Annotated in this window: 25 protein-coding genes and 3 tRNA genes; 27 read left to right on the plus strand and 1 reads right to left on the minus strand. The window is 67.7% G+C overall.

The window, feature by feature from the left end; all coding sequences use genetic code 11:
• The first annotated feature begins 51 nt into the window (after nt 1–51).
• The 10 genes from VEW47_15440 to VEW47_15485 all read left to right on the plus strand — a co-directional run bounded on the left by VEW47_15440 (nt 52) and on the right by VEW47_15485 (nt 10,948).
• The gene (locus tag VEW47_15440) at nt 52–546 is read left to right on the plus strand and encodes a GspH/FimT family pseudopilin (GenBank protein HYS06575.1); all 495 of its coding nucleotides are present in this window, start codon (nt 52–54) and stop codon (nt 544–546) included.
• A gap of 16 nt (nt 547–562) precedes the next feature.
• Nucleotides 563–1,036: a hypothetical protein gene (locus tag VEW47_15445; GenBank protein ID HYS06576.1), complete on the plus strand. Its 474-nt coding sequence runs from the start codon at nt 563–565 to the stop codon at nt 1,034–1,036.
• 51 nt (nt 1,037–1,087) lie between these two features.
• Entirely contained in the window at nt 1,088–3,802 is a 2,715-nt protein-coding gene (locus tag VEW47_15450) for a prepilin-type N-terminal cleavage/methylation domain-containing protein (GenBank protein HYS06577.1), read from the plus strand.
• A 31-nt stretch (nt 3,803–3,833) separates the two neighbouring features.
• Nucleotides 3,834–5,750 (plus strand): hypothetical protein, encoded by a 1,917-nt coding sequence (locus VEW47_15455; protein ID HYS06578.1) that lies wholly within the window; start codon nt 3,834–3,836, stop codon nt 5,748–5,750.
• A 162-nt stretch (nt 5,751–5,912) separates the two neighbouring features.
• Nucleotides 5,913–6,824, plus strand: coding sequence for a hypothetical protein (locus VEW47_15460; GenBank protein HYS06579.1), 912 nt, complete (start codon nt 5,913–5,915; stop codon nt 6,822–6,824).
• On the plus strand, nt 6,821–8,011 hold the full coding sequence (locus VEW47_15465) for a sigma-54 dependent transcriptional regulator (GenBank protein HYS06580.1): 1,191 nt from the start codon (nt 6,821–6,823) through the stop codon (nt 8,009–8,011). Before VEW47_15460 ends, VEW47_15465 begins: the two co-directional genes overlap by 4 nt.
• Before the next feature lie 90 nt (nt 8,012–8,101).
• Nucleotides 8,102–8,620 (plus strand): GspH/FimT family pseudopilin, encoded by a 519-nt coding sequence (locus VEW47_15470; GenBank protein ID HYS06581.1) that lies wholly within the window; start codon nt 8,102–8,104, stop codon nt 8,618–8,620.
• Nucleotides 8,620–9,018, plus strand: coding sequence for a prepilin-type N-terminal cleavage/methylation domain-containing protein (locus VEW47_15475; GenBank protein ID HYS06582.1), 399 nt, complete (start codon nt 8,620–8,622; stop codon nt 9,016–9,018). Before VEW47_15470 ends, VEW47_15475 begins: the two co-directional genes overlap by 1 nt.
• Nucleotides 9,015–9,608, plus strand: coding sequence for a prepilin-type N-terminal cleavage/methylation domain-containing protein (locus tag VEW47_15480; GenBank protein ID HYS06583.1), 594 nt, complete (start codon nt 9,015–9,017; stop codon nt 9,606–9,608). Before VEW47_15475 ends, VEW47_15480 begins: the two co-directional genes overlap by 4 nt.
• The gene (locus VEW47_15485) at nt 9,605–10,948 is read left to right on the plus strand and encodes a pilus assembly PilX N-terminal domain-containing protein (GenBank protein ID HYS06584.1); all 1,344 of its coding nucleotides are present in this window, start codon (nt 9,605–9,607) and stop codon (nt 10,946–10,948) included. Before VEW47_15480 ends, VEW47_15485 begins: the two co-directional genes overlap by 4 nt.
• Nucleotides 10,949–10,981: 33 nt before the next feature.
• Here VEW47_15485 and VEW47_15490 read toward each other — a convergent pair whose 3' ends face one another.
• Nucleotides 10,982–11,542 carry a hypothetical protein gene (locus tag VEW47_15490; GenBank protein HYS06585.1) on the minus strand — a complete coding sequence of 187 codons (561 nt, stop codon included), beginning with the start codon at nt 11,540–11,542 and terminating at the stop codon, nt 10,982–10,984.
• Nucleotides 11,543–11,665: 123 nt separating this feature from the next.
• Here VEW47_15490 and VEW47_15495 point away from each other — a divergent pair, with 123 nt between their 5' ends.
• From VEW47_15495 to VEW47_15575, 17 genes are all read left to right on the plus strand, one after another.
• On the plus strand, nt 11,666–12,943 hold the full coding sequence (locus VEW47_15495; protein ID HYS06586.1) for a hypothetical protein: 1,278 nt from the start codon (nt 11,666–11,668) through the stop codon (nt 12,941–12,943).
• A gap of 118 nt (nt 12,944–13,061) precedes the next feature.
• Nucleotides 13,062–14,375, plus strand: coding sequence for a cyclic 2,3-diphosphoglycerate synthase (locus tag VEW47_15500; protein HYS06587.1), 1,314 nt, complete (start codon nt 13,062–13,064; stop codon nt 14,373–14,375).
• Between the two features lie 8 nt (nt 14,376–14,383).
• Nucleotides 14,384–15,367, plus strand: a complete 984-nt coding sequence (gene arcC, locus VEW47_15505; GenBank protein ID HYS06588.1) for a carbamate kinase — start codon at nt 14,384–14,386, stop codon at nt 15,365–15,367.
• Nucleotides 15,364–16,335 (plus strand): ornithine carbamoyltransferase, encoded by a 972-nt coding sequence (argF, locus tag VEW47_15510; protein ID HYS06589.1) that lies wholly within the window; start codon nt 15,364–15,366, stop codon nt 16,333–16,335. Before arcC ends, argF begins: the two co-directional genes overlap by 4 nt.
• Nucleotides 16,336–16,419: 84 nt before the next feature.
• Nucleotides 16,420–16,854 carry a 50S ribosomal protein L13 gene (rplM, locus tag VEW47_15515; GenBank protein ID HYS06590.1) on the plus strand — a complete coding sequence of 145 codons (435 nt, stop codon included), beginning with the start codon at nt 16,420–16,422 and terminating at the stop codon, nt 16,852–16,854.
• A 22-nt stretch (nt 16,855–16,876) separates the two neighbouring features.
• Nucleotides 16,877–17,269: a 30S ribosomal protein S9 gene (gene rpsI / locus VEW47_15520; GenBank protein ID HYS06591.1), complete on the plus strand. Its 393-nt coding sequence runs from the start codon at nt 16,877–16,879 to the stop codon at nt 17,267–17,269.
• A 49-nt stretch (nt 17,270–17,318) separates the two neighbouring features.
• On the plus strand, nt 17,319–18,302 hold the full coding sequence (rpsB, locus tag VEW47_15525) for a 30S ribosomal protein S2 (GenBank protein ID HYS06592.1): 984 nt from the start codon (nt 17,319–17,321) through the stop codon (nt 18,300–18,302).
• A gap of 124 nt (nt 18,303–18,426) precedes the next feature.
• Nucleotides 18,427–19,053: a translation elongation factor Ts gene (gene tsf / locus VEW47_15530; protein HYS06593.1), complete on the plus strand. Its 627-nt coding sequence runs from the start codon at nt 18,427–18,429 to the stop codon at nt 19,051–19,053.
• A 28-nt stretch (nt 19,054–19,081) separates the two neighbouring features.
• Nucleotides 19,082–19,801 (plus strand): UMP kinase, encoded by a 720-nt coding sequence (pyrH, locus tag VEW47_15535; protein HYS06594.1) that lies wholly within the window; start codon nt 19,082–19,084, stop codon nt 19,799–19,801.
• 3 nt (nt 19,802–19,804) lie between these two features.
• Nucleotides 19,805–20,365, plus strand: coding sequence for a ribosome recycling factor (frr, locus tag VEW47_15540; protein HYS06595.1), 561 nt, complete (start codon nt 19,805–19,807; stop codon nt 20,363–20,365).
• A gap of 63 nt (nt 20,366–20,428) precedes the next feature.
• On the plus strand, nt 20,429–21,124 hold the full coding sequence (gene ispD, locus VEW47_15545; protein HYS06596.1) for a 2-C-methyl-D-erythritol 4-phosphate cytidylyltransferase: 696 nt from the start codon (nt 20,429–20,431) through the stop codon (nt 21,122–21,124).
• Nucleotides 21,125–21,206: 82 nt separating this feature from the next.
• The gene (gene ispF / locus VEW47_15550; GenBank protein ID HYS06597.1) at nt 21,207–21,686 is read left to right on the plus strand and encodes a 2-C-methyl-D-erythritol 2,4-cyclodiphosphate synthase; all 480 of its coding nucleotides are present in this window, start codon (nt 21,207–21,209) and stop codon (nt 21,684–21,686) included.
• Entirely contained in the window at nt 21,683–23,203 is a 1,521-nt protein-coding gene (gene gltX / locus VEW47_15555; protein ID HYS06598.1) for a glutamate--tRNA ligase, read from the plus strand. The genes ispF and gltX overlap by 4 nt, the downstream gene beginning before the upstream one ends.
• Nucleotides 23,200–23,940, plus strand: a complete 741-nt coding sequence (gene rlmB / locus VEW47_15560; GenBank protein ID HYS06599.1) for a 23S rRNA (guanosine(2251)-2'-O)-methyltransferase RlmB — start codon at nt 23,200–23,202, stop codon at nt 23,938–23,940. The genes gltX and rlmB overlap by 4 nt, the downstream gene beginning before the upstream one ends.
• Nucleotides 23,941–24,001: 61 nt before the next feature.
• Nucleotides 24,002–24,077, plus strand: a tRNA-Thr gene (locus VEW47_15565).
• 75 nt (nt 24,078–24,152) lie between these two features.
• Nucleotides 24,153–24,238: transfer RNA gene (locus VEW47_15570), tRNA-Tyr, on the plus strand.
• Nucleotides 24,239–24,393: 155 nt separating this feature from the next.
• A tRNA-Gly gene (locus VEW47_15575) sits at nt 24,394–24,468 on the plus strand.
• Nucleotides 24,469–24,525 lie beyond the last annotated feature (57 nt).

Consider the following 24,525-nt stretch of genomic DNA (forward strand, 5'->3'; position numbering starts at 1 on the left):
TCCCGATCGTGGCACATTGCTTGCTCTTTCAGCGGAGCGGGAGAGACGAACATGAAGCCGGTATCCACACGAACACAAGACGCGGGCCACGACAGAGGGTACTCGCTCCCCGAGCTCCTCATCGTGATCGCCCTCATCGGGCTGTTCGTCCTCTTCGGCGGGCCCGCCATGGCCGACGCGTTCAGGGCCTACAAGGTGAGAAGCGTCGCCAACAACGTCACCACGGACCTCAGGGCCCTGCGCTACAACGCGGTGTCGACGCGGACTCCGCGCACCATGACGATCAACAACACCGTGAGCGCACCGGCGAACCAGTACGCCTACACCAACTTCAAAGGGGATCCGATCACGGTGCTGATCGAGCCGGGCGTCTCCATCGAGACCACCAGCGCCGCGTCGATCACCTTCAACATCAACGGCTCGACCGGCGCCACCGGCAACCAGACGGTTTCGCTCAGCATGTTCATCAGCGGATCGCGCAACGACCGGTACACCATCACGATCACGCCGTCCGGCACGATCTCGAGCGCCTACAGCACCTTCTAGGGACGAGGAGAGAGTCATGATCGCGCGCAGACCATGGAGATCGGGGCAGTCGGGGGAGACGGGATTCAGCCTGATCGAGGTGGTGATCGCGATCGGCGTCCTGGCGGGGGTGCTCCTGTCGATCTGCTCGATGTTCATCATGGGCGGGCGTCAGCTCAAGGGCGGCAAGACGATGACCGAGGCGACTGCCATCGCGCACGACATCATGGAGACCTTCGACAAGCTGTCGTTCAATTCGCTCTACACGACCTTCGGTGCGACGACCACGTCCACCACGATCAGCATCACCACGAGCACCGGCTCGAACGTGATCACGCCGTGGAAGACGGAGGTCACGAGAAAGCTGGACAACGGCGTCGCGACCGCGACGCTCGACCCGGTCGGCGGGACGAACTTCGGAAACGCCATCGGCATCAAGATGACCGTGACCTTGACCTGGAGCGAGCTGGGGCGCCCCCAAACGGTGACCCTGTCGACGATAAGGTTCTAGCAGGGAGGCAGGACGAGCCGCCGGCCATCCGGCGGCGGATCGGAGGACAGCGTGAACGGGCTTCTGAAGTCGGAACACGGAAACGAGCGCGGGTTCAGCCTGATCGAAATGATGGTGGCGTCGGCGATCTTCGCGATCGCCGCGGCGGTGGCGTTCATCCTCTACAGTGCCGCCCAGAAGTCGTACAAATCGGGCGAGAACTTCACCGACCAGCAGCAGTCCACGCGCGTGGCCTTCGACCGGATGCTCTCCGACATCCGTCTCGCCGGGTTCAACACCAACCCCGACGGCGATGCCAGCCGCATCGATGAGCAGGTCGAGGGGATGTGGGACACGGCGATCACCATCCGCGGCGACTTCGACTTCGAGGATCCGGTCGCCAGCACGACGCCGGAGTCCTCCCTCCCCGGGATCCAGTACAACGTGGTGTCCACCGGCAACGACGAGATCGTCACCTACATCCTGGCCAAGCCCGGCCCGGTGGGGTCCGACACGCTGACCTTGCGCGTCGATGCGGATCGGCCGCGCACCAAGACGTTGAAGACCATCACCATCCCGAACGTGGTCGAGGTGCAGAACAACCCGCCGTACACCCTGTACCGCGTCACGCTCGCCGACGTGAACGGCGCCTTCCCGGCCTCGCCGCAGGCGGCGACCAATTTCGTGTACGAGCCGGTGGCGGAGAACGTCCGGACCATGACGTTCCTTTATTATGACGACGCCGGCACCCTGCTCAATCCGAATACGCCGGCCAACTCGGCCGACGACATCGGCGGCGGCGACGCCAACACGACGATCCGCGCGCGCGTGCGGCGTATCGCCGTCAGCATCGTGGGAATGACCCAGGACGAGGACCTCGACTATACCGACCCGACCGACGCCACGGCCACCAGCCACTACAGGAAGTTCGATCTGACGTCGGACGTCAACCCAGAGAACCTCGGCAAGACGGGAGTGAAGGACATCGACATCACGCCCCCTCCCGTGCCGACGAACATCTCGATCGTCAACGGTCATTGCCAGGGGACGCTCGTGAAGTGGGACCAGCCGTCGCCGACCTCGGGCGTGACGTCCTACGTCGTCAAGTACTATCCGCAGGGGACGCCGACCGCGTTCTCGACGCGCAGCTTCACCTACCCGCACCTGGATTACGGCACCCTCGATTACCTGGGCCACGGTTTCGTCACGGGGTTGACCCAGCTGAACAACTACTGCTTCCAGGTCCAGGCCCGCGATCTGGCGGGAAACCAGAGCGGCTGGGCGCCGGCCATCTCACCGCCGTGCGGACAGGTCGTGAACAACACGACGCCCGGGACGCCCTCGAACCTGACGGCGTCCTACTACTCCAGCACCGTGGGGATGCCCACGACCCTCGACGGCAAGGTCCAGCTCAACTGGGACGAGCTCAGGGTCAACACCGTCGGCACGTCGCTTGCGGGCGACCCGAACTCGATCGGCGGCGCGACGATTCTGCGCGACCTGGCGGGGTACAAGGTGTACCGCGACTCCAGCGCCGGGTTCAGCACGCCGCTCGTCGTCATGACACCCACGCAAGTTCCGGTCGGGACACAGACGGCGCAGGACGTTGTCACGGCCTGCAAGGACTACTTCTACAAGGTGTCGGCGGTCGACCTGTGCGGCACGGAGGGGACGCAGAGCTCCATCGTCACAGGGCGCGCCAACACCCTGTATCTCCCGGTGGCTCCGACCGGCCTGGCCGCCACGCGCCTCGACCCGAACACGATGCACCTGACGTGGTCGCCCGTGGCCACGAACACCGCGTCCCCGTCCCAGACCATCATCGTGGAGCAGTACAAGATTTACCGGGCGGTCGGTGATCCGGCACTCACCCCCTCGGACCCGTCCCTGACGTACGCGTACGTGACCACGGCCACACCGAGCGGCCCGCCCAACTACGACGACAACATCATCTCGATCAAGAACACCCTCAAGACGCAGAAGGCCTTCTACAAAATCTCGGCTCTCGACTACTGCCCGAACGAGGGCGCGCTGTCGGACGGCTCGGGGGCGAGCTGCGTGTTCAACGGAACGCTCGTCCAGTCTCCAGCGAACAATGCCGCCGGGGGCGGGGACGTCATCCTGTCGCTGGCGATCTCGGGCGGCACCGACCCGGGCTACGTCGGACGGGTGCACGTCACGAAGGATTCGGACGGCTCCGTGGCGCTGGATGCCTCCTTCCCGAGCATCACCTCGACTCCGAGCACCACGACGTGGTCATCCGTCGACACGGGCGTCTTCACCATCTACTGGGAGATTGAGAACACCCGGGGCTGCATCGCGTCGATGACGACGAAGTACACTCGCACGAGCAGTCTGCCCTGCAAGCTGTCGGCCTCGGGCGCCACTCTCCTGCCGGCGTCGGGTGGCCTGAAGACGAACATCCTGACGCTCAACCTGACCAATACGTACACCAAGAGCCTGACCATCGACGATATCACGGTCAGCTGGACGAACCCCGGCACGAGGGTCGTCAACGAATACGATCTCCCGTTCACCCCGAAATCAGCCTACTGCGGTCCGGCCGCAAACAAGGCCAGTGGAGTGCCGTGTGTGCCGGCATTCTCGTCCGCGATCCTGCCGGGCGCGACGAATGACACTAAGTACATCTGGAACGCTTCGGTGGCCGGCGAGACCATCACCTTGAAGTACGACTACACGGACAGCTCCAACCTGACCGGTGTCTGCACGTTCTGCGTCAGCCCGACCCAGACCATCACCGTTTCGACCAGCGGGGCGTGCCCATAGGAGCGCGATCATGATCAGGGGAAGTGCTCAAATGAACGGACGCGAGGTTCGCAGCGGCAAGGGCGAGCAGGGATCGGCCCTGATCATCGCCACCCTGGTGACGGTGATCCTGGCCCTGCTCGGCCTGTCGTATCTCATGATGGCTCAGACGGAGAGCACCATCGCCGAGAACGAGCGCAACGCGGCGACCGCCATGTACGTCGCGGAGGCCGGGGCGAGGCTCGTGACCGGCTGGTTCAACGACCCGACGTCCACCGGGTACCTGGTCCCGACGGTCGGCAACGTCGATCGGACGCTGCGGGTGTACGACAACGATGCCAATCCAGGGACGGCGCGGGTGCAGGGGGTGTCGGGGGACGCGACCAAGCCGATCTACAAGGATTCCACCCTGACGACGAGCCCCATCTTCGACCGTCCGTACAGGGCGGACAACGCCAACACCTTCCTGGGGGTCGAGACCGGAGCCGACGCCGGGTTTCCGACGGCGGGGCCCGACCTCGTGGTGAGCGCCGCCGCCCTGACGACGATCAACAACACGCTGTTCCCGAACTTCCCTAAACCGGACCTGCGGGCGCGCATCTCGCGGATCGAAGTGTACGCTCCGCCATTCGCGAACATCGGTGGATCCCTCACGCGGCTCGGCGTCGCCACGATCAAGGTCACGGCCGGCGTCTTCATGTACCCCGGGACGGTCAACGAGCGCCAGATCGCCACGCGGGTCGTCAAGGCCGTGGTGAACGAGGTCCCGGTCCCCGGCCCGGTCGGACCGCTGCAGTCGTGCTCCGACATGAGCTACAACGGCGCCTTCGAGATCCACTGGGGGACCGGCTCGGCCCTGGCGGCGGCGACTCCTCCGAGTAACTTGAACAGCAAGGTCGCCACGGGATTGCCGTACGCCCTCAACGACCCCGGGACCTACTATTCGGATGTGGTGCCCCACACCCTGGCGACGTGGGCGGCCGATGCGGCTATCAACAACAACAAGATCGAGGACCCCTGGTTCAAGTTCATCTCGGGCGGATCGATCACCAATCTGTCACCGGCGACGTCGAACCCGCAGCCCTACCCGGTCACCTATCCGGGTGACGGCCAGACGAGCCACTCCAACATCTTCCAGAACACGGTCATCAACTGCCCGGCGTTCGACTACAACTTGTGGAAATCGATCGCCCAGGGAGGGAATCGCGGAAACTATTACTACTCCTACGGCGACCCGAACCCGGCCACCAACACCAATAACTTCAAGCTGGACGGCACGGGCGCCGCCCAGACGTTCGCTGCTGCAACTTCGGGGAAGAGCGGCATCTTTTTCTTCGACACCCGGGATGCCCAGCCGCCGCGCGGCCTCTATTCCGACGCCTACCCGACGACCAACCTGACGCCGGGCATGAGCATCAACAGCTCGGACAACTGGGATGGTGTCGTCGGGTTCGCGTATCTCAACTCCTCGACCTTCCAGACGACCGGGTCCGGCGGCATGGGTATCCTCCGGACGATCATCCCGCCGGGCGAGCCGTTCGACGGGAGCGGTTTCGTCAACCTGCAATACCCAGGTGACCTCAGCGACAACTACATCGTCCGGAGCGGCACCGTGTCTCACCAGGAATACTGGGACGGCGCCGCGGGCATCCGGTATTGCACCGACGCGGCCACTTGCCCTCAGAGCTGCTGTACGGCTGGCACTGCGGCCGCGACCCCCCAGCGCGACGACACCGGACTGGCGTTCCAGACCACCACCGTCCTCGACGGCGTCATGTACAACAGCGGCACCTTCACTGCGAGCGGCAACGCGGTCTACTTCGGATCGTTCGTTGCCCAGCAGGGGGTGCTCGACGGCAGCGGCAACCCCGCCTTCTACTTCGACGAGAGCCTCGTGAAGGGGAACTGGCCGCGCAAGGGGATGAACATGCCGCGCGTCATCGTGTCGTCCTGGCAGACGGGGCTCTAGCGCGAGGAGAACAGGCGCCTGGAGGCTTGATCCTCGCACCGCCGGACACTACATTTCCGTCACCGGAGAGAGGTGATGGATCCGAAACCCCGGAACTCCAAAAGACAGCGTGAAACCGGGACCGTCCGGTTCGCTCCGACCCTAGGGGCCGGGGCGATTCTCTTGGGTCTCTGCGTTCTGGTCCTGCCGGGCGTGCCGCCCGCCCTCGCCGACGATCGGGCTGCAGCATCGTCCTCAGATAAGTCGGGCCAGGAGCCTGACAGCACCGAGGCCGCCAGGAGCGCGACGTCGCAACCGGCGACGACTCCCGCGCCGAAGCCGAGCCCGACGCCCAAGACCCCGGCAACGCAGGCGAAGCGTCCGGCCGCGGCCGCAAAGCCGGCAGCGCCGGCGCAGGCCCCCACACCGACGCTGCGGTTCGACGACTTCGACCTGGAGAAATTTCACAAGCCGATCCCGCAGCCGGAAGACGGCGAGTCCGAAGAGGAGGAAGGCCTGGTGATACCGGCGGGACCGACCGCCGCCGCTTCGCCGGCCCCCGCCACCACGATCAAAGGGCCCCGGGCGAAGACCAGGCCGAAGCCGATCGCGGCGCAGCCCGAGCAGGATCCGCTCAAGCCGTTCAAGGAGCGGGAGGCCAAGGAAAAATTCCGCCAGATGCAGATCGAGACCGGACGCGACCGCATCGCCAAGCTCCAGGCCCGGCTCGACTATCTGAACGCCAAACGGGATGCGCTCACGAACCCCGCGCCCCTCCTGGCGGGCCAGACGCAGACCCAGAACCCGCCGGCCAAGCCGGGCGAGCCCCCTCCACCGCCCACTCCCATCCAGGGCCCGGGCAGGGGGCTCACGGCGACCCCCGGGGCGGGAAAATTCCCGGTCGCAGGCCTGTTCCCGCCCCTGCCCCCTCCGCAGACCGACGAGGACAAGGAGAACGACAAGAAGCTGAAGGTGAGAGACCTCATCGACCAGGTCGAGGCGGAGATCAAGAGCGTCACGGAAGAGCTCGAGACCGCCCGGGACGAGCTGGCGTCCGTCGAGACACGCTTCGCGCAGGAATCGCAGTCCCGGTGAAGGCCGCGGACCGCATTCTCCTGGTGGAGGACAAGGAAAGCCTGCGCGCCGTCCTGAAGAGGACGCTGGAGTCGGAGGGATTCGGGGTCGACGAGGCGTCGGACGGGCGGGCGGCGATGGACAGGATAAGGCGCGATCGCTTCGCCATGGTCCTCACCGATCTGCGCCTGCCCCGGGCCGACGGCCACGAGGTCCTGAAGGCCGCCCAGGACGCCGATCCCGAGATGCCGGTCATCCTCATGACGGCGTTCGGGACGATCAGGGACGCGGTCAGCGCCATGAAGGCGGGGGCCTACGACTACCTCGAGAAACCGGTCGACACCGATCATCTCCTGGCGCTGATCCGGAGGGCCCTCGATCACGGCAACCTCCTGCGCGAGAACACTCTCCTGAAAGAGCGCTTCTCGCAGGAGCTGGACGTCCCCGAGATCCTCGGCGACAGCCCGGCGCTCAAAGGCGCCCTGGACCAGGTGCGGCGCGTCGCCCCGACCGACGCCACGGTCCTGCTCCTGGGGGAGAGCGGCACGGGGAAGGAGCTGTTCGCGCGCGCCGTGCACCACCTGAGCGGACGCAAGACGCACTCGTTCTTTCCGATCAACTGTGCCGCCATCCCCGAAAACCTCCTCGAGAGCGAGCTGTTCGGCTACGAGAAGGGGGCGTTCACCGGGGCGTCCGGGACGAAGCGGGGAAAGTTCGAGATCGCCGACAAGGGGACGCTGTTCCTGGACGAGATCGGCGACCTTTCGCTCGGCCTGCAGGGGAAGGTCCTGCGCGTCATCGAGCAGCGCCAGTTCGAGAGGGTCGGCGGGACCGAGACCCGGAGCGTGGACATCCGCCTGGTCGCGGCCACCAATAAGGATCTGAAAGCCCTCGCGGCGCAGGGGACATTCAGGCAGGACCTCTTCTTCCGGCTTGCGGTCTTCCCGATCACCGTGCCCCCCCTGCGCGATCGCGCGCAGGATGTGCCGATCCTCGCCCGGCACTTCGTCAAGAAATTCGCGGCCGAGCAGAAGAGGCGAGGATCGATCACGCTCACGCCGGAGACCCTCAGGGCGCTCGCGGCCTACTCCTGGCCGGGAAACGTCAGGGAGCTCGAGAACACCATCGAGCGCGCCCTCATCCTGGGGGAGGGGGATCGCCTCCTGCCTGAGGACCTCCACCTCCCCGCCGGCCCGCAGGCCGCCTGACTCCGGATCGGCCGACCCCTTAAGCCAAGGGGCTCTTTGACTTGTCCCGCCTCGGACCCTAAATTCTGCCGGGCAGACCGGGGTCGATCCATGCGCAGCGAACGGGGGATGAGCCTGGCGGAGGTGACCGTCGTGATGGTCGTCGTGGCGATCATCGCGACCGCCGCGGCCACCTACACGATCCCGTGGCTCGGGCGCGAGGAGATGCGCGGCGCCGTGTACGAGGTGCAGCAGTATCTCCAGCTCGCCCGCGTGCACGCCATCTCGCGCAACCGCTCCTGCCGCTTCCAGATCGACACCTCGAGCCGGCGCATGACCGTGTTCGACCTGAACGATCCCGCCAGCACCACCGACGATATCCTGCTCAACGACGCGACGCTGTCCTCCAAGATCTCCTTCGCCCGTCCCGACAGCGGTTCCGCGGTCACGCTGACCTCACTGGGGGGCAACCTGTACGGGGCGACCTTCGCGTCGGACGGCAGCGTCTCGGCGGGGGCCGGCCTCGTGGCGATTCAAGGAGGAGACGGGAGCTACAGGGTGAACCTCTACGGGGCGGGCGGCGTGCGCGTCGAGCGCTGGAACGGCTCGACCTGGGTGCTGGGGTCCTGATGCCGACCCGGCGTGAGTCGCGCGGCTTCACCCTGGTCGAGGTCCTCCTGGCCCTGGCGCTCCTGTTCGTGGGGGTCGTGGCGGCGGCGCCGATGTTCATATTCGCCATGAAGGAGACCGCCGCCGGGGCCGACATGGGTTCGGTGGGCGCCGCGGCCGTCGACCGGATGGAGCTCCTGCGGGCGACGGACTTCTACTCCCTCACGGCCGGGGGCGGGCTCACCTCCAATGTCAGCGGCTACTCCGACACCTCGAGCACCAAATACACGGTGCGCTGGCAGATCACCGACAACGGCACCCCCGCCACGGTGAAGACGATCAGCGTCCGGACGATTGCTGCGCGCCAGGTGATCGGCATCGCCAAGGAGGTCACACTGAGCTCGTTGAGGGCTCGATGAGAGGTGCGGGAAGCGAGGGGGGCTTCACCCTGGTCGAGCTGCTCGTGAGCCTCGCGTTGCTGTCCATGGTCCTGGGCGGAGTCGCCGGCCTCCTGATCCAGAACTCGCAGGTGAACAGGGCCGAGCAGATGAGCGCCGAGGTCCAGTCGACCGCACGCAGCTGCCTGTCGATGATCGTCCAGACCCTGCGCTCGGCGGGCTGGGACCCGCGCAACGCCGGGTTCGCCGCGGTCGCCCTCGATCCGTCGCCCACCAACAGCAACAACTTCATCGAGGTGTTCGCGGACCTGAACGAGGACGGGGACACGAGCGACGCCGGCGAGGACGTGACCATCCGCTGGACGTCCGAGCGCATCGAGTGGCGCCAGAGCAGCGACACGACCCAGCCCTATGTGATCCTCGCCGATTCCATCAGCAACGACGCGGACGGTGACGGCACGGCGGAGACGATGTTCGTGGCCGACTCGATGAGCAACCCCACGCGAATCACCGTCCGGATCACCGCCCGCTCGCCGGTCCCGGACCCGCGCACGGGGCAGTACATCCGCTACACCGTATCGAGCGAGGTGGTCCTGAGGAAGAAGCTGTGAGACCGGCACCTCCGTGCCCGATGCAGGACGGCAGGATCACGCGGCGGGAGGAGCGCGGCTCCGCCCTCGTGATGGCGCTTTTCGTCCTCGTGCTCCTGACGGCCATGGGAGCCGCCCTGCTGTTCGTCTCCGAGAACGAGATGAAGACCGGGCAGGTGGACCTGCGCTCGAAGACGGTGTTCTACGCCTCCGAGGCGGGGCTCGAGGACGCGCGCGAGACGCTGCGCGTGGTGAATCTCGCGGGCGTCAACGCGGCGCTGCGCAGCAGCTTCAACGACGAGCTGACGGCCGCCGCCGGCGCGAACGCCACGATCAATTTCGATCCGGCCGCCCTGAAGCCGGTGTTCGACTCGAACGGCGACGCCACCGGGTTCACCGGCTACGGCGACGACGTGCCGCTCAAGGGGGTGACCGCGTTCGGCCAGGGGAAGTACGCGGCATTCCTGACCAACGACGCGGTGGACGGGCGGACCAGCAAGATCGACTCGAACGATCGGGTGATGGTCACCGCCATCGGGACCGGCCCGAACTACTCGAGCGCGATCGTCCAGGCGATCGTCGAGCGCGACCCGTTCCCCACGATGCCGGCCACCATCACGATGATCGGGCCGCAGCCGAATTTCGACGGCGGGAACAGCAACGCCAAGAAATACGTGGGGGACGATTGCGCGGGGGGTGTCTCCGGCCTGTCCGTTCCGACCGTGGGTGTGGTCGGGTCCGCCGCCGAGACCCACGCCGAGCTGGGCGTGAACAAGCCGGGCACCTACACTTCGGGCGGCGTCACCGGGGTGGCCACGGTGAGCAACATCAGCGGCACGGTCGATCCATCCTGGAAGGACTGCACCTACCTCCACGACCTGGCGCGCAAGGTGCGCGGCGGCGCGGACGTCGTCGGGACGAGCTCGACACCGAACAGCTCGCTGGGGACGACCGTCACGCCGAAGATCGTCTACATCGAGGGGGACTACACGGTCGGCGGCGGATACAACGGGGCAGGTCTCCTGTGGGTGACGGGGACGCTGACCTTCGACGGCAACGCCGGCTGGAAAGGGACGATATTCACCGTCGGCAAGGGAAACTTCCAGCGCAGCGGCGGCGGCAACGGCGTGATCTCGGGAGCGAACTTCGTCGCCAACGTCGCCGGGCCGGACGGCCTCATGTGGACGTCCGACGACTGTTCCGGTCCCGATGGGATTCTAGGCAACTCCGATGACGGCGCGGCCGTTGCGACCTACAACAACGGGGGAGGCGGTACGGGGGACACGGTCTACTGCACCACCGACATCTCTTCGAGCCAGGACGAATTCCCGTTCAGGGTCGTCGCGTTCCGCCAGCGCTGAGACACTTCGATCCCGGGCGCGCCGCGGATTCGTTCAGGGGGTGTCGCCGGCCGAGCCGGCGCCGATTTCCTCGGCGACGAGACTGACGCTGAACATCTCCTGGGCCGACAGGACGTGCGCCCGGTTGATCGCGAGGAAGGACGAGGTGAATTCGTGTCCCGGGCCGGTCACGACGGCGGACTGCAAAGCGATGAAGCGGTGGGCGGTCTGGTTCAGCCGAAGGAGCGAGCTGCCTGCCGATCCCGTGTGGACGTACCCTTCGACCGAGAACTCGCCCACTCGAAGCCGGATGGCCGCGCGGCCGAATTGCCTGAGCTCAGGGTCCTCGTCGGTCCTGCGGAGCGTCATTCCGAGCTCCTTGATCTCGACGACGAACAGGATGGAGGCCTTGTTGACGGCGACGGGCCCGTCCGCCATCTCCCAGGATCCGCCGACCAGTCGAGGCGTCGCCAGCGTGAGGAATGTACGTGCCTCGAGGTTCAGCTCGTCGAGAGTGCGCCCTCCCAGGCTGATGTTGAGCAGGCCGTCGAAGGTGAGTCGATCCGCGAAGATGCGCACCGGTCTGACCACCCGGTTCTCGAAGACGTTGGCCATCGTCCCGGCTCCCTCGCGGATTCGCGCCATCCGGTTTGACACCCGTAACTTAGGGCCCTAGATTCAGTCCGTCAACCCGCCCCGCCCGCGCGGGAGCGGATCGCCTGTGGCCGGGATGACGAGGTGCCGATGCGGTTCCGCTGCGCCCAGTGCCGAGCCCTGACCCAGGTCCAGATCCCGGCGAAGATCACCGCGCCCGTCATCACGGCCTGCTCCGGCTGCGGTCGCAAGTATCGCTTCGCCGTGGATCGCCCGCGGGCCGCGGACGACCAGGAACGCTACCGCCGGGCCAAGGAATTCGCCGAGACAAACCAGATCGACCTGGGGAGCGCCTACTCGGTGCTCGAAGGCGTCATGACGCTCGAGGAGGCGCACGGTATCAGGAAAGGGCTGCCGGTCCCGCGTCTTCCCCAGGACGGACAGGAAGCGAAGCCGGGTATCCCCCCCGCGGCGCCCCTCCCGGCTCCGGAGATCACGCCGCTGGCCGCGGAGCCGTCCCTCCGGCCGACACCGGCCTGGCGAAGCGCGCCGACCCAGGTCACAGCACCGGCCCCATTCATTCCGGCCCAGCGACCGAATCTCTCCGAGTCGGAGGCGTCGTACGACCCCGGCTTCGCCGCGGCCGTGCGGGACGGCTGCCTGACGCCGCAGCAGGCCCTGGAGCGCGGCGATCGCAAGGCGCTCGCCCTGCGCCTGTCGCAGCGCCACAGGCTGCCGATGGAGCTGGCGTTCAGGGTGGCGGAAAACCGGGTGACCGTTCACCAGGCGCTGCAGCAGAAGGCGGTCATCGAGGCGAAGGAGCCGCCGCGCCCGCAGACATCGGTGTCGCACGGAGTGTGGAACTTCATGATCTTCAGCGTCGGAGCCTTGATCCTGGCCGGGCTGGGCGTGCATGTCTATCACGTCTGGGGGGACTACCTGGCGCAGCGCGGCATGGCGATGCTCGAGCCGACTCCGGCCGCCGCGTCGACCCGGGCCCACGTGCCGGCTCCCGTGGAGGCTCCCGCCGTGCCGGCCCCGCCGCCGCCGATGACGGTGCCGAAGACCGACTCGACCGGCCAGGTCGTCGAGGTCGTGGGTCCCGATCCGAGAAGCGTCCTGATCTCGTTCTGCATGACCGGGCGGCAGTCGGGGCGGCGGGAGGCGATCGAGATCGCCCCGACGTCGCCGCCGGACGCCTCGGCCCGCTGGGGCGTCTTCCGCAGCCTGGACAACTCCGCAATACCGCTGCGCGCCATCCTGATCCGCAAGGACCAGCGCACGGGGCGCTGGAGCGCGGGGGACGGTCGCACGCCGATCATGACCGAGGCGCCGCCGGCCCTGCCGCCGGGGACGCGGACGGTGCCGGTCTCGGCGACCGAGGCGGTGTCCGACGCGCCGGCCGCCGGCGGCTCTTCTTGACAAGAACTCCTCCTCTGCTATAGTGACCCGGTTCCCGCGAGCGTCATGCGCCGCACATAATCCTCAGGAGCGATCGGAACGCGCGATTGCTCCTTCGTTTTTTCCGGGGAGAAGCTGAATGAGTGCACGACGTGTCCTGATCATGGGCGCGGCCGGCAGGGACTTCCACAACTTCAATCTCTGCTACCGGGACAACCGGGCCTTCGAGGTCGTCGGATTCACCGCGACCCAGATCCCGAACATCAGCGGAAGGCGGTACCCCGCGCCGCTGGCCGGGTCGCTCTATCCCGACGGCATCCCGATCTACGAAGAGGACCGGATCGAGGAGCTGATCCGCACGCAGTCGGTCGACCTGGTCGTGTTCGCGTACTCCGACGTGTCGCACGCGCACGTCATGCACAAGGGCTCGCAGGTGGTGGCCGCCGGCGCCGACTTCGTGCTCCTGGGGTTCGACGCCACTTCCTTGAAGTCGAAGAAGCCGGTCGTGTCGGTGTGCGCGGTGCGCACCGGCGCGGGCAAGAGCCAGACGACGCGCCGCGTCTGCAGGAAGCTCCTCGACCAGGGGAGGCGCGTCGTGGCGGTGCGTCACCCGATGCCCTATGGCGATCTCGTGAAGCAGCGCGTGCAGCGCTTCGCCACCTTCGATGACCTCGACCGGCACGAGTGCACCATCGAAGAGCGCGAGGAATACGAGCCGCACCTCAAGAACGGAACGGTCGTCTACGCCGGCGTCGATTACGGCGCCATCCTGCAGGAGGCGGAGGGCGAGGCCGACGTCATCGTCTGGGACGGCGGCAACAACGACCTGCCCTTCTACAAGCCGGACGTCGAGATCGTCGTGGTCGACCCGCACCGCCCGGGGCACGAGATCCAGTACCATCCCGGGGAAGCCAACTTCCGCCGCGCCTCGTGCCTGATCATCAACAAGATCGACACGGCCGACAAGAAGGGGATCGAGGACGTCAAGGCGAACATCGCCCGCTACAACCCGAAGGCTCTGGTCGTCGAGGCCGCGTCCCCCGTCACCGTGGAGGACCCGGCCGCCATCCGCGGCAAGCGCGTCCTGGTGGTGGAGGACGGCCCCACGCTGACGCACGGCGAGATGGGATACGGGGCCGGTGTCATCGCCGCGCAGCGCTTCGGCGCGGCGTCGATCGTCGATCCGCGCAGCGCCGCGGTCGGTTCGATCGCGGCGACCTTCCGCAAGTATCCGGGGATCGGCACGCTCCTGCCGGCCGTGGGGTACGGCGAAAAGCAGATGGACGAGCTGAAGCAGACCATCGACAAGGTGGATTGCGACCTGGTGCTGATCGCCACGCCCATCGATTTGCGCCGGGCCATCCACTTCGAGAAGCCGGCGCTGCGCGTCACCTACGAGCTGCAGGAGATCGGCAAGCCGGACCTGGACGACGTCCTGGCGAAGCTGCCTTAAATCCCTCCATGCGGGAATCGAGGAAGCTAGCTGTCGTCGCCTTCGGCGGCAACGCGCTCATCCGGAAGGGCCAGGAAGGGACGCAATGGGAGCAGCTCGAGAACGCGCAGGCCACGGCGCGCTCGCTGATCCCGATCCTCAAGGACGGCTACGGCCTGGTCCTGGTGCACGGCAACGGACCCCAGGTCGGAAACGTCCTGATCCAGGTCGAGGAGGCGGTGACCAAGGTGCCGCCCCTGTCCCTGGACGTCTGCGTGGCGATGTCCGAGGGGAGCATCGGCTACATGCTGGAGGTGGCGGTCAAGAACGAGCTCAGACGGAGGCGTCTGAAGCGTCCCGGCATCGTCACGCTGATCACGGAGGTGGTCGTCGATCAGCGCGACCCCGGGTTCCGCAGACCGACGAAGCCGATCGGGCCGTTCTACCCGCGCTTCCGCGCCGAGGATCTGATGCACAAGCAGGGATGGTCGATGGTCGAGGACGCCGGCCGCGGCTGGCGCAAGGTCGTGCCGTCGCCGCGGCCGCTCGAGGTCGTGCAGAGCGAGGCGATCAGGAGCGCGGTCCGGGACGGGAGGATCGTCATCGCCGGCGGCGGCGGAGGCATCCCCGTCTATCGCACGAAGGAGGGTGACCTGCGCGGCGTGGAGGCGGTCATCGACAAAGACTACACGGCGTCGCTCATCGCCTCCGACCTCGGGGCCGACCTGTTCGTCATCCTGACGGGGGTCGACCATGTGTCGATCCGTTTCGGCAGACCGGACCAGAAGGCGATCCGGACGATGGATCTCGATGAGGCACGGGCGCATCAGACCGGCGGCGAGTTCCCGGAGGGAAGCATGGGGCCGAAGATTCGCGCCGCCATCGAGTTCGTCCAGGCGACCGGCCGCGAGGTGCTGATCACCTCGAGCGCCCGGCTGCTGGAGGCGGTGCACGGCACGGGGGGAACCCGGATCGTGCCGACGGCCGGCGGGCGGCGGAGGTCCCGGACATGACGAGCGTCGATCTGATCTCGATCCACGATCTGACGCGCGAGGAGGTGCTGGAGATCCTCGACCTCGCCCTGGAGGTGAAGAAGGATCCCGACGCCTACGGCCGGGCCCTGCAACGGAAGACGCTGGCGATGATCTTCGAGAAGCCGTCCCTGCGCACGCGCGTCAGCTTCGAAGCGGGCATGACGCAGCTCGGAGGGCACGCCATCAACCTGGGGCCCGCCGACATTGCCATGGGAACGCGCGAAAGCGTCGCCGACATCGCCCGCACGCTCTCCGGCATGGTCGACGGCATCATGGCACGCACCTTCTCGCACCAGGCCATCGTCGACCTGGCCCGGCACGCCGCGGTTCCGGTCATCAACGGTCTCTCGGACCACCTGCATCCCTGCCAGGCGCTCGCCGACTTCCTGACCGTGCGCGAAGTGTTCGGGCGCTGTGAAGGGATCCGACTTGCGTACGTCGGGGACGGGAACAACGTGGCGCACTCGCTGATGTACGCCGGCGCCAAGCTCGGGGCGCACGTCCGCGTGGCCACGCCGCCCGGTTACGCACCCGATCCGGGCGTCGTGTCGCGGGCCCTCCAGGACGCCGCGTCCACGGGCGGCAGCATCAAGGTCGGCACCGATCTCGGGGAGGCGATCGCGTCCGCCGACGTGGTCTACACCGACACCTGGGCGAGCATGGGGCAGGAGGCGGAGCACGACGAGCGCGTCCGCATCTTCCGGTCCTACCAGGTGAACGCCTCCGTGATGGCCCATGCGAGCCGCGGGGCCGTGTTCATGCACTGCCTGCCCGCGCACCGGGGAGAGGAAGTCACCGAGGACGTCTTCGAGTCGAAGGCGTCGGTGGTCTTCCGCCAGGCCGCCAACCGGCTGCATGCCCAGAAGGCGGTCCTGCTCCTGCTCCTGGGCGGCGAATCGGAAGGATCTCGGGGCCGCAGGACAGGCTCCCAGGCAGATCAGACTTGACAGTTCTCGCGCCGACCTGCCACAATGACCGGCTCGCGGAACAAGACAGTCATCCTTGATTTTCGGATTTTCGCGTGAGGGTGGATGGGCACGTACGTCTGTAAACAAGCAGAGGCGGATCGCAAGTGGGTCGTGGTGGACGCGGCCGGGCAGACGCTCGGGCGCCTGTCCACGCACGTGGCGCGCATCCTGATGGGCAAGCACCGCCCCACCTACACGCCGCACGCCGACACCGGCGATTTCGTGGTGGTCGTCAACGCCGGGAAGGTTCGCCTGACCGGTCGCAAGGCCGAGAAGAAGTTCTATCGCTGGCACACCGGCTACCCCGGAGGCCTCAAGGAGGTCGCCGCGGGCCGTATGCTCAAGACCAGGCCGACCCGCGTCATCGAGTGGTCCGTCAAGGGCATGCTCCCGAAGGGGAGCCTCGGCCGGCGGCTCGGGATGAAGCTCAAGGTGTACGCCGGCCCGAACCATCCACACCAGGCCCAGAAGCCCCAGGTGATGTCGATCCCGGCCTGAGGCCGGCACGGAGACGCGTCGAATGTCGGTGATGCAGTATTACGCGACGGGCAGGAGAAAGACCTCCACAGCACGGGTCTATCTGCGGGCCGGTTCGGGGACCATGCAGGTCAACCGCAGGCCGCTGGACACGTACTTCCACACCGACGCGTTGAAGCGCGTCGTGAGGGAGCCGCTGGTCCTGACCGAGACGCAGGGGAAGTTCGACGTCCTCGTGAACGTGGCGGGCGGCGGCGAAGCGGGGCAGGCGGGGGCCGTGCGGCACGGGATCGCCCGGGCCCTGGTGCAGTTCGAGCCGGCGCTGCGCGCCCGGCTGAAAGAGGCGGGATTCCTCACGCGCGACTCGCGCGTGAAGGAGAGGAAGAAGTACGGACAGCGCGGGGCGCGCGCCCGCTTCCAGTTCTCGAAGCGCTAGGAACGGTGACGCCCCCCGGGGGGCCGCCGATAAGGACAGGAGGAACGATTTGACGTCGGTGACGATGAAGGAGCTCCTGGAGGCGGGTGTCCACTTCGGGCACCAGACCAAGAGGTGGAACCCGAAGATGCGCGAGTACATCTTCGGCCAGCGCAACGGCATCTACATCATCAATCTCCAGAAGACCCTCATCAAGTTCCGCGAGGCCCTCGAGTTCGTACTGCAGGAGTCGGGCCAGGGGGGGACGATCCTGTTCGTCGGCACCAAGCGACAGGCCCAGGAGACGATCGCCGAGGAAGCGAACCGCGTCGGCATGCCGTTCGTGAACGTGCGCTGGCTCGGCGGAACGCTCACCAACTACCGGACGATCAAGAAGCGCATCGAGCGGCTGCGGTGGCTCGAGACCTTCCTGGAGAAGCCGGTCGAGGGGCGCTATTCCAAGAAGGAGCTCCTTCAGCTCGAGAAGGAGCGCGTCAAGCTGGCGAAGGTCCTCTCGGGCATCAAGACGCTCGATCGCCTGCCGGACGCCCTCTTCGTGATCGACCCCAAGAAGGAGCACATCGCGGTCCAGGAGGCGCGCAAGCTCGATGTCCCGGTCGTCGCGGTGGTGGATACCAATTGCGATCCGGAGGACATCGACTACCCGATACCGGGCAACGACGACGCGATACGCGCCATCAAGCTGTTCGCGTCCCGCGTCGCCGACGCCATCCTGGACGGCCGCAGCGTCTACGAGAAGCAGGGGGAGCAGGAATCCGAAGGGGCCCTGGCGGCCGCGGGCGGAGGGGGCGTGGTCGTGGCCGGCATGCCGGCACTCGGCGAGGAGTCGCCCGGAAGACCGTCGCGTCGCCCGTCGGGCGGCGACAGCCGCCGCTCGGCGCCGCGTCGCAAGATCACCGGTCCCCGGAGCGAGCCGCCGGCGGCCGAGGTCGAGTCCGCGGGCTCCGCCGAACCGGAGGGCGGTACCGTGAAGGTCGAAGGATCGGCGGAGCGCACCGCCGTCGTTCCGGGCGGCCGCGCCACCACCGACTAGACCGCAAGCGCACCCAGAAGACCCCCGCCCAGCCGAAGGACGACCCGGATGCGATGACCCCCGGGCGCGAGCAGCCGGGCGCGGATCGCGCGGAGAGCGGGCGATACGGATCGAGGAGGAGTGAATGGCCATCAGCGCGACCCTGGTCAAGGAGCTCCGCGACAAGAGCGGAGCGCCGATGATGGACTGCAAGACCGCCCTGGTCGAGGCGGAAGGTGATCTGGAGAAGGCCCACAGGATCCTCCGCCAGAAGGGACAGGCGACCGCCGTGAAGCGCTCCTCGAAGGCGACCAGCGAGGGGGCGGTCGGCTCGTACATCCACGCGGGCGGGCGGATTGGGGTCCTGATCGAGGTGAACTGCGAGACCGACTTCGTGGCCCGCACGGCCGACTTCCAGACGCTCGTGAAGGACCTGGCAATGCACATCGCCGCCTCCGAGCCGCGCGTCGTGGACCGCGAGGAGGTGACCGAGGACGTGCTCAATGAGGAACGGGAGATCTACCGGCAGCAGGCCGCCGCGTCGGGGAAGCCTCCGGCCGTGGTGGAGAAGATCGTCGCCGGCCGGATGGAGAAGTTCTACCAGGAATTCTGCCTCATGGAGCAGCCGTTCGTGCGCGATCCGAACCTGACCGTGAAGGACGTCATCCACAACGTCATCGCCAAGACCGGCGAGAACATCCGGGTCAAGAGGTTCGCCCGGTTCGTGCTCGGCCAGGACCACAGGCAGGGATCGGATCACACGTCGCGATAGCGAACCCTCCTCCGAAGGAGCCGGTCGCGTGGTCAGGGAGCCGCGGTACCGCAGGGTCCTCCTCAAGCTCTCAGGCGAAGCCCTCATGGGATCGAGGCCGTTCGGCCTCGAGTTCGAAGTCATCCGCGCCATCGCCGAGCAGGTCAGGGACGTGCATGCCCGCGGCGTGCAGGTCGCCATGGTCATCGGCGGCGGAAACATCTACCGCGGCCTCGCCGGCTCGAGCAGCGGGATCGACCGGGTCACGGGCGACTACATGGGGATGCTCGCGACCGTCATCAATTCCCTGGCGGTCCAGGACGCGCTCGAGAGGCTGGACGTCCACACGCGCGTCCTGTCGGCCATCGAGATCCGTCAGGTGGCCGAGCCGTACATCCGCCGCCGGGCCATGCGCCACCTCGAGAAGGGGCGCGTGATCATCATCGCCGCCGGGACCGGGAACCCGTACTTCACGACCGACTCGGCGGCCGCGCTGCGCGCCATGGAGGTCAAGGCGGAGGTGATCCTGAAGGCCACCCAGGTCGACGGCATCTACTCCGCGGACCCGAAGAAGGAGCCGAAGGCGAGGAAATTCGAGCAGATCACCTATCTCGAAGTCCTGGAGAAGGGCCTCAAGGTGATGGACGCGACCGCCATCTCGCTGTGCATGGACAACCGGGTGCCGATCATCGTCTTCAATCTGGGTACGCGCGGCAACATCATGCGCGCGGTGATGGGAGAGAAGATCGGCTCGATCGTGAAGGAGTGAGACATGAATCTGAACGAGATCGTCCAGCGCGCCCAGCAGAAGATGAACGAGACGGCCGAGCACACGCGGCGGGATCTCTCGACCCTGCGCACCGGGCGCGCTTCGCTCGCGATCCTGGACGGGGTGGCGGTCGAGTACTACGGGACCCCGACACCCCTGAACCAGGTCGCCACCCTGACCATCCCCGACCCGACCCTGATCGTGGCGCAGCCCTGGGACGTGTCGCTGATCCCGAAGATCGAGAAGGCGATCCGCTCGTCGGAGCTCGGTCTCAACCCGGCGAACGACGGAAAGGTGGTCCGCATCCCGATCCCCGCCCTCACCGAGGAGCGCCGCAAGCAGCTGGCCAAGAAGGTGCACGAGATCGCCGAGCACGGGAGGACGGCGATCCGGCTGGAGCGCCGCGACGCGAACGAGGCCCTGAAGAAGCTCCTCAAGGACAAGGCGATCTCCGAGGACGATGAGAAGCGCGGTCTGGACCTGGTGCAGAAGCAGACCGACCTGCACATCCGGCAGATCGACGAGCTGGCGAAGCACAAGGAAGACGAGATCCTCAAAATCTGAGAGCGGCCGCCGGCCCGCCGACCACGCGGATGCCGCGGGCCGTCTGACGGCGCGCCCGAGATCATGAACGTCCTGGCGATCATCGTGGCGGCGGGGCAGGGCGTCCGCATGGGGGCCGGCCGGCCGAAGGCGTTCCTGCGGCTGGGGGGGCTGACTCTCCTGGAACGCTCCCTCGCCGCCTTCCTGTCGCACCCGCGCGTCGATCGCGTGGTGGCGGCGGTGCCGGACCCCGACGAAGCGAGGCGTCTCCTCGGCCCGTCGGCCGACAGAGTCGTCCTGGTGCGCGGCGGAGCGACCCGTCAGGAGTCGGTGCGCTCTGCGCTTCAGGCCGCGACCTCGGCGGAGGACGAGATCATCCTGGTCCACGACGCGGCGCGACCGCTGGTCCCGCGGGCGATCATCGACGCCGTGATCGCCTCGGCGGAAAAAAGCGGCGCCGCGATCCCGGGCCTCGTCCCGCCCGATACGATCAAGCAGGTCGACGAGGAGGGGGCCGCGGCGGCGACCCTGCCGCGCGACCGGCTGCGCCTGGCGCAGACGCCGCAGGGCTTCCGGGGGGACGTGCTGCGCGACGCGTACTCGCGCGCCGAGCGCGACGGGTTTACCGGCACGGACGACGCCGCGCTCGTGGAGAGGACGGGGCATCTGGTCGTTTTCGTCGAGGGGTCGCAGCGCAACATCAAGATCACCACCCCCGGGGACCTGGCGCTGGCCGAAGCGATGCTGGCGGCCGAAACGGAGGGGGAACACGGTGCGTGAGCGGCGAGCACGAACGCGATCGCGGCGGCGGCCGGCGGCGGCTCCCGCCGCGGCGCCGCGCGGCGCCGCACAGCCGCAGCCCCTGCGCATCGGCTGCGGCGCCGACGCGCACGCGCTGCGCCCGGGGCGCAGGCTGGTCCTGGGCGGGGTCGAGATCCCGCACACGCGCGGCCTGGCCGGTCACTCGGACGCGGACGTGCTGTCGCACGCGGTCTGCGACGCGCTCCTCGGCGCGCTCGGGCTGCCCGACATGGGCACGCGCTTTCCCTCCGGTGATCCGGCGTACCTGGGCCGCTCCAGTCTGTGGTTCCTCCAGGAGGTGATGCGCGACGTGAGGACCCGCGGGTTCGAAATCGTAAACGTGGACGCCATCGTCCTGGCGGAGGCGCCGCGCCTGCAGCCGCACATCGAGGCGATGCGGGCGGCGCTGGCCGGAGCGCTGGGAGCGCCGGGCGGCCGTGTTTCCGTGAAGGCGAAGAGACTCGAGGGTCTGGGGGCCGTCGGCCGGCAGGAGGGGATCATGGCCCAGGCCGTGGTTCTCCTCGCGGGAGCCGGCGCGTGAGTCCTCCGCGTGTCCGTTTCGCGCCCTCCCCCACCGGTGACCTGCACGTCGGTAACGCCCGCACGGCGCTGTTCAACTGGTTGTACGCCAGGCGGCACCAGGGCGTCTTCGTCCTGCGCATCGAGGACACCGACGCGACGCGTTCCAGCCCCGAGCACGAGGAGCACCTGATGGACGAGCTTCGCTGGCTCGGCCTGGGCTGGGACGAAGGGGCAGGCGAGGGGGGTGCGGGCGGGCCGTACCGCCAATCGGAGCGGCTGTCGATCTATGAGGGGCGCGCGGAAGGGCTGATCGAGCGCGGCCTGGCGTACCCCTGCTTCTGCTCGCAGCAGGTTCTCGAGGAGGAGCGCGCCGCGCAGCGCGAGGCGGGGCGGGCCTCTCTCTATCCCGGCCGATGCCGCGGCATCCCGAAGGACGAGGCGGCCCGCCGGCGCCGCGGCGGCGAGCCGGCCGCGGTGCGGTTCAACGTCGGCGCGGTCGCCGGGAACGAAGAGGCGATCGCGTTCGAGGACCTCGTTCACGGCGAGGTGCGCTTCCCGCTGTCCCAGATCGGCGATTTCGTCCTTCTGCGCCGGGATGGGTGGCCGTCCTACAACTTCGCCGTGGTGGTGGACGATGCGCTGATGGCGATCAGCCACGTCATCCGGGGGGACGATCACCTCTCCAACACGCCGCGGCAGATCCTGGTGTACCGCGCGCTCGGCGCCGACGCCATGCCGCGCTTCGCCCACCTGCCGCTCATCGCCGGCCCCGGTGGCGCGCCCCTGAGCAAGCGAGACGGCGCGGCCGCGGTCGCCTGGTTCCGGGAAGAGGGTTACCCGCCCGAGGGGCTGATGAACTACCTGGCGCTGCTCGGCTGGTCGCCGCCCGGCGGGCAGGACCTGCTCACGCAGGAGGAGCTGGTCGCGCAGTTCGACCTGGCGCGCGTGTCGCGCGCCCCGGCGATTTTCGACAGGGTGAAGCTCGATGCCCTCGCCGCCCGGCACATGAACCGGCTGCCCCCGGGCCGGCTGGCGTCCCTGGCGGCGGAGCAGCTTCAGAAGGCCGGCTACCTGGCGGGGGAGATCGCGCCGGGGACCCTGGCCTGGGTGGGGCGGCTCGCTCTCCTCTATGCCGAGAGACTTCCGAAGATGAGCGATCTCCCGAGGGAGAGCGCCTTCCTCTTCGAGTTCTCCGCCGCGAGAAGCCTGACCGATCCCGAGGTGCGCCCCACCCTTCTCGACCCGAAGGCACGTGCCGTCATCGAAGCGCTGGTCCGGCGCCTGGGACCCGAGGCGCTCGACGCCAAACGCTTCCAGGCGGTGGCCGAGGAGGTGCGGCGCGAGACCGGCGCCAAGGGGCGCGACCTGTACCACCCGATGCGCGTCGCGCTGACCGGCGCCTCCTCCGGGCCGGAGATGGTGAAGCTGCTGCCGGTCATCGAGGAGGGAAGCCGCCTGTCGCTCCCGCGGCGCGTCGCATCGTGCGCCGAGCGCGCGACCTCCCTCCTGTCCGCGACGCGAGGGGAGAGCGCGTGAGCGACCGGATCTTCGGCATCCATCCGGTGCTCCAGGCGCTGGAGGCCGGAAAGCGCGGCGTCACGCGCGTCCTGGTCGCCGCTTCCAGGGAGGACGCCCGCATCAGGCAGGTGCTCGACGCCGCCCGGGCGGCCGGGGTCCCGGTCGTCCGCCAACCCGATCGCCTCCTCGACAGACTGGCCGAGGGAGAGTCGCACCAGGGCGTCGTGGCGTTCGTGGCCGGAGCGGCGTACGCCGATCCGGACGATCTCGTCGGCTCGGCCGGCCCGGGCGCTCTGTTCGTGGTGCTCGACGGTGTTGAGGATCCACGCAACCTGGGCGCGATTGTGAGGGTCGCCGCCGCGGCGGGAGCGCACGGCCTGTTCCTGCCCGAGCGCGGGGCCGCGGGTCTCACGCCGGTTGCCGTGAAGGCGGCCGCGGGGGCGGTCGAACGCCTGCCGGTGGCCCGCGTGAAGAACGTGGTATCGCTATTGAAGTCCTTGAAGGAGAGGAACATCTGGGTCGTTGGACTGGACAGCACGGGAGATTCCGCCTGGACCTCGTTCGATCTCACCTCCCCTGTCGCCCTGGTGCTCGGAGGGGAGGGAAGGGGGCTGCGACGGCTGGCGAGAGAGACCTGCGATGCCGTCCTCTCGATACCTATGGCGGGGGGTGTCGAATCGCTGAACCTGTCGGTGGCCGCCGGGGTCGTGCTGTTCGAGGCGGTCCGGCAGAGGCGGTCGGCCCGGAACCCGTAACTTTTTTTGGCAGGGGTCTTGCAGAGCGCGTAAACGCATGTTAGGATGCGGCGTTTGACTAGCTGGCGTAGCTCAGCGGGTAGAGCAGCTGATTTGTAATCAGCCGGTCGGGGGTTCAAATCCCTTCGCCAGCTCCAGCCCGCGCGAGCGGGCGTTTGTGTGTCAGGGCGTCGTTCTCAGGCGGTTTTTGTCGCGAACGGCGGCATGTCCGTGGGGAGATTCCCGAGCGGTCAAAGGGAGCAGACTGTAAATCTGCCGCCGTTGTGCTTCGGAGGTTCGAATCCTCCTCTCCCCACCACCCACCGAAGCGCGCAGCATGGGCGCGGCATGATTCAAGGGGCGGGCCGTGCGGGCGGGCGGCTGAACGGCAATCGGCAGGACGGAAGGGAGACGGCGGCTGCGGCGAGGCGCCAGCTGCAGGGTGGTTCCTCACCCCAGCCGGATGCAGGGAACGCGGGAGTAGCTCAGGGGTAGAGCATCAGCCTTCCAAGCTGAGGGTCGCGGGTTCGAATCCCGTTTCCCGCTCCATGGCTTCTTTCCCGGGCCCACGTGGCTCAGTGGTAGAGCACTTCCTTGGTAAGGAAG

The organism is Candidatus Dormiibacterota bacterium, from assembly GCA_035635555.1.
In the GTDB taxonomy this organism is placed as follows: domain Bacteria; phylum Acidobacteriota; class Polarisedimenticolia; order Gp22-AA2; family Gp22-AA2; genus Gp22-AA3.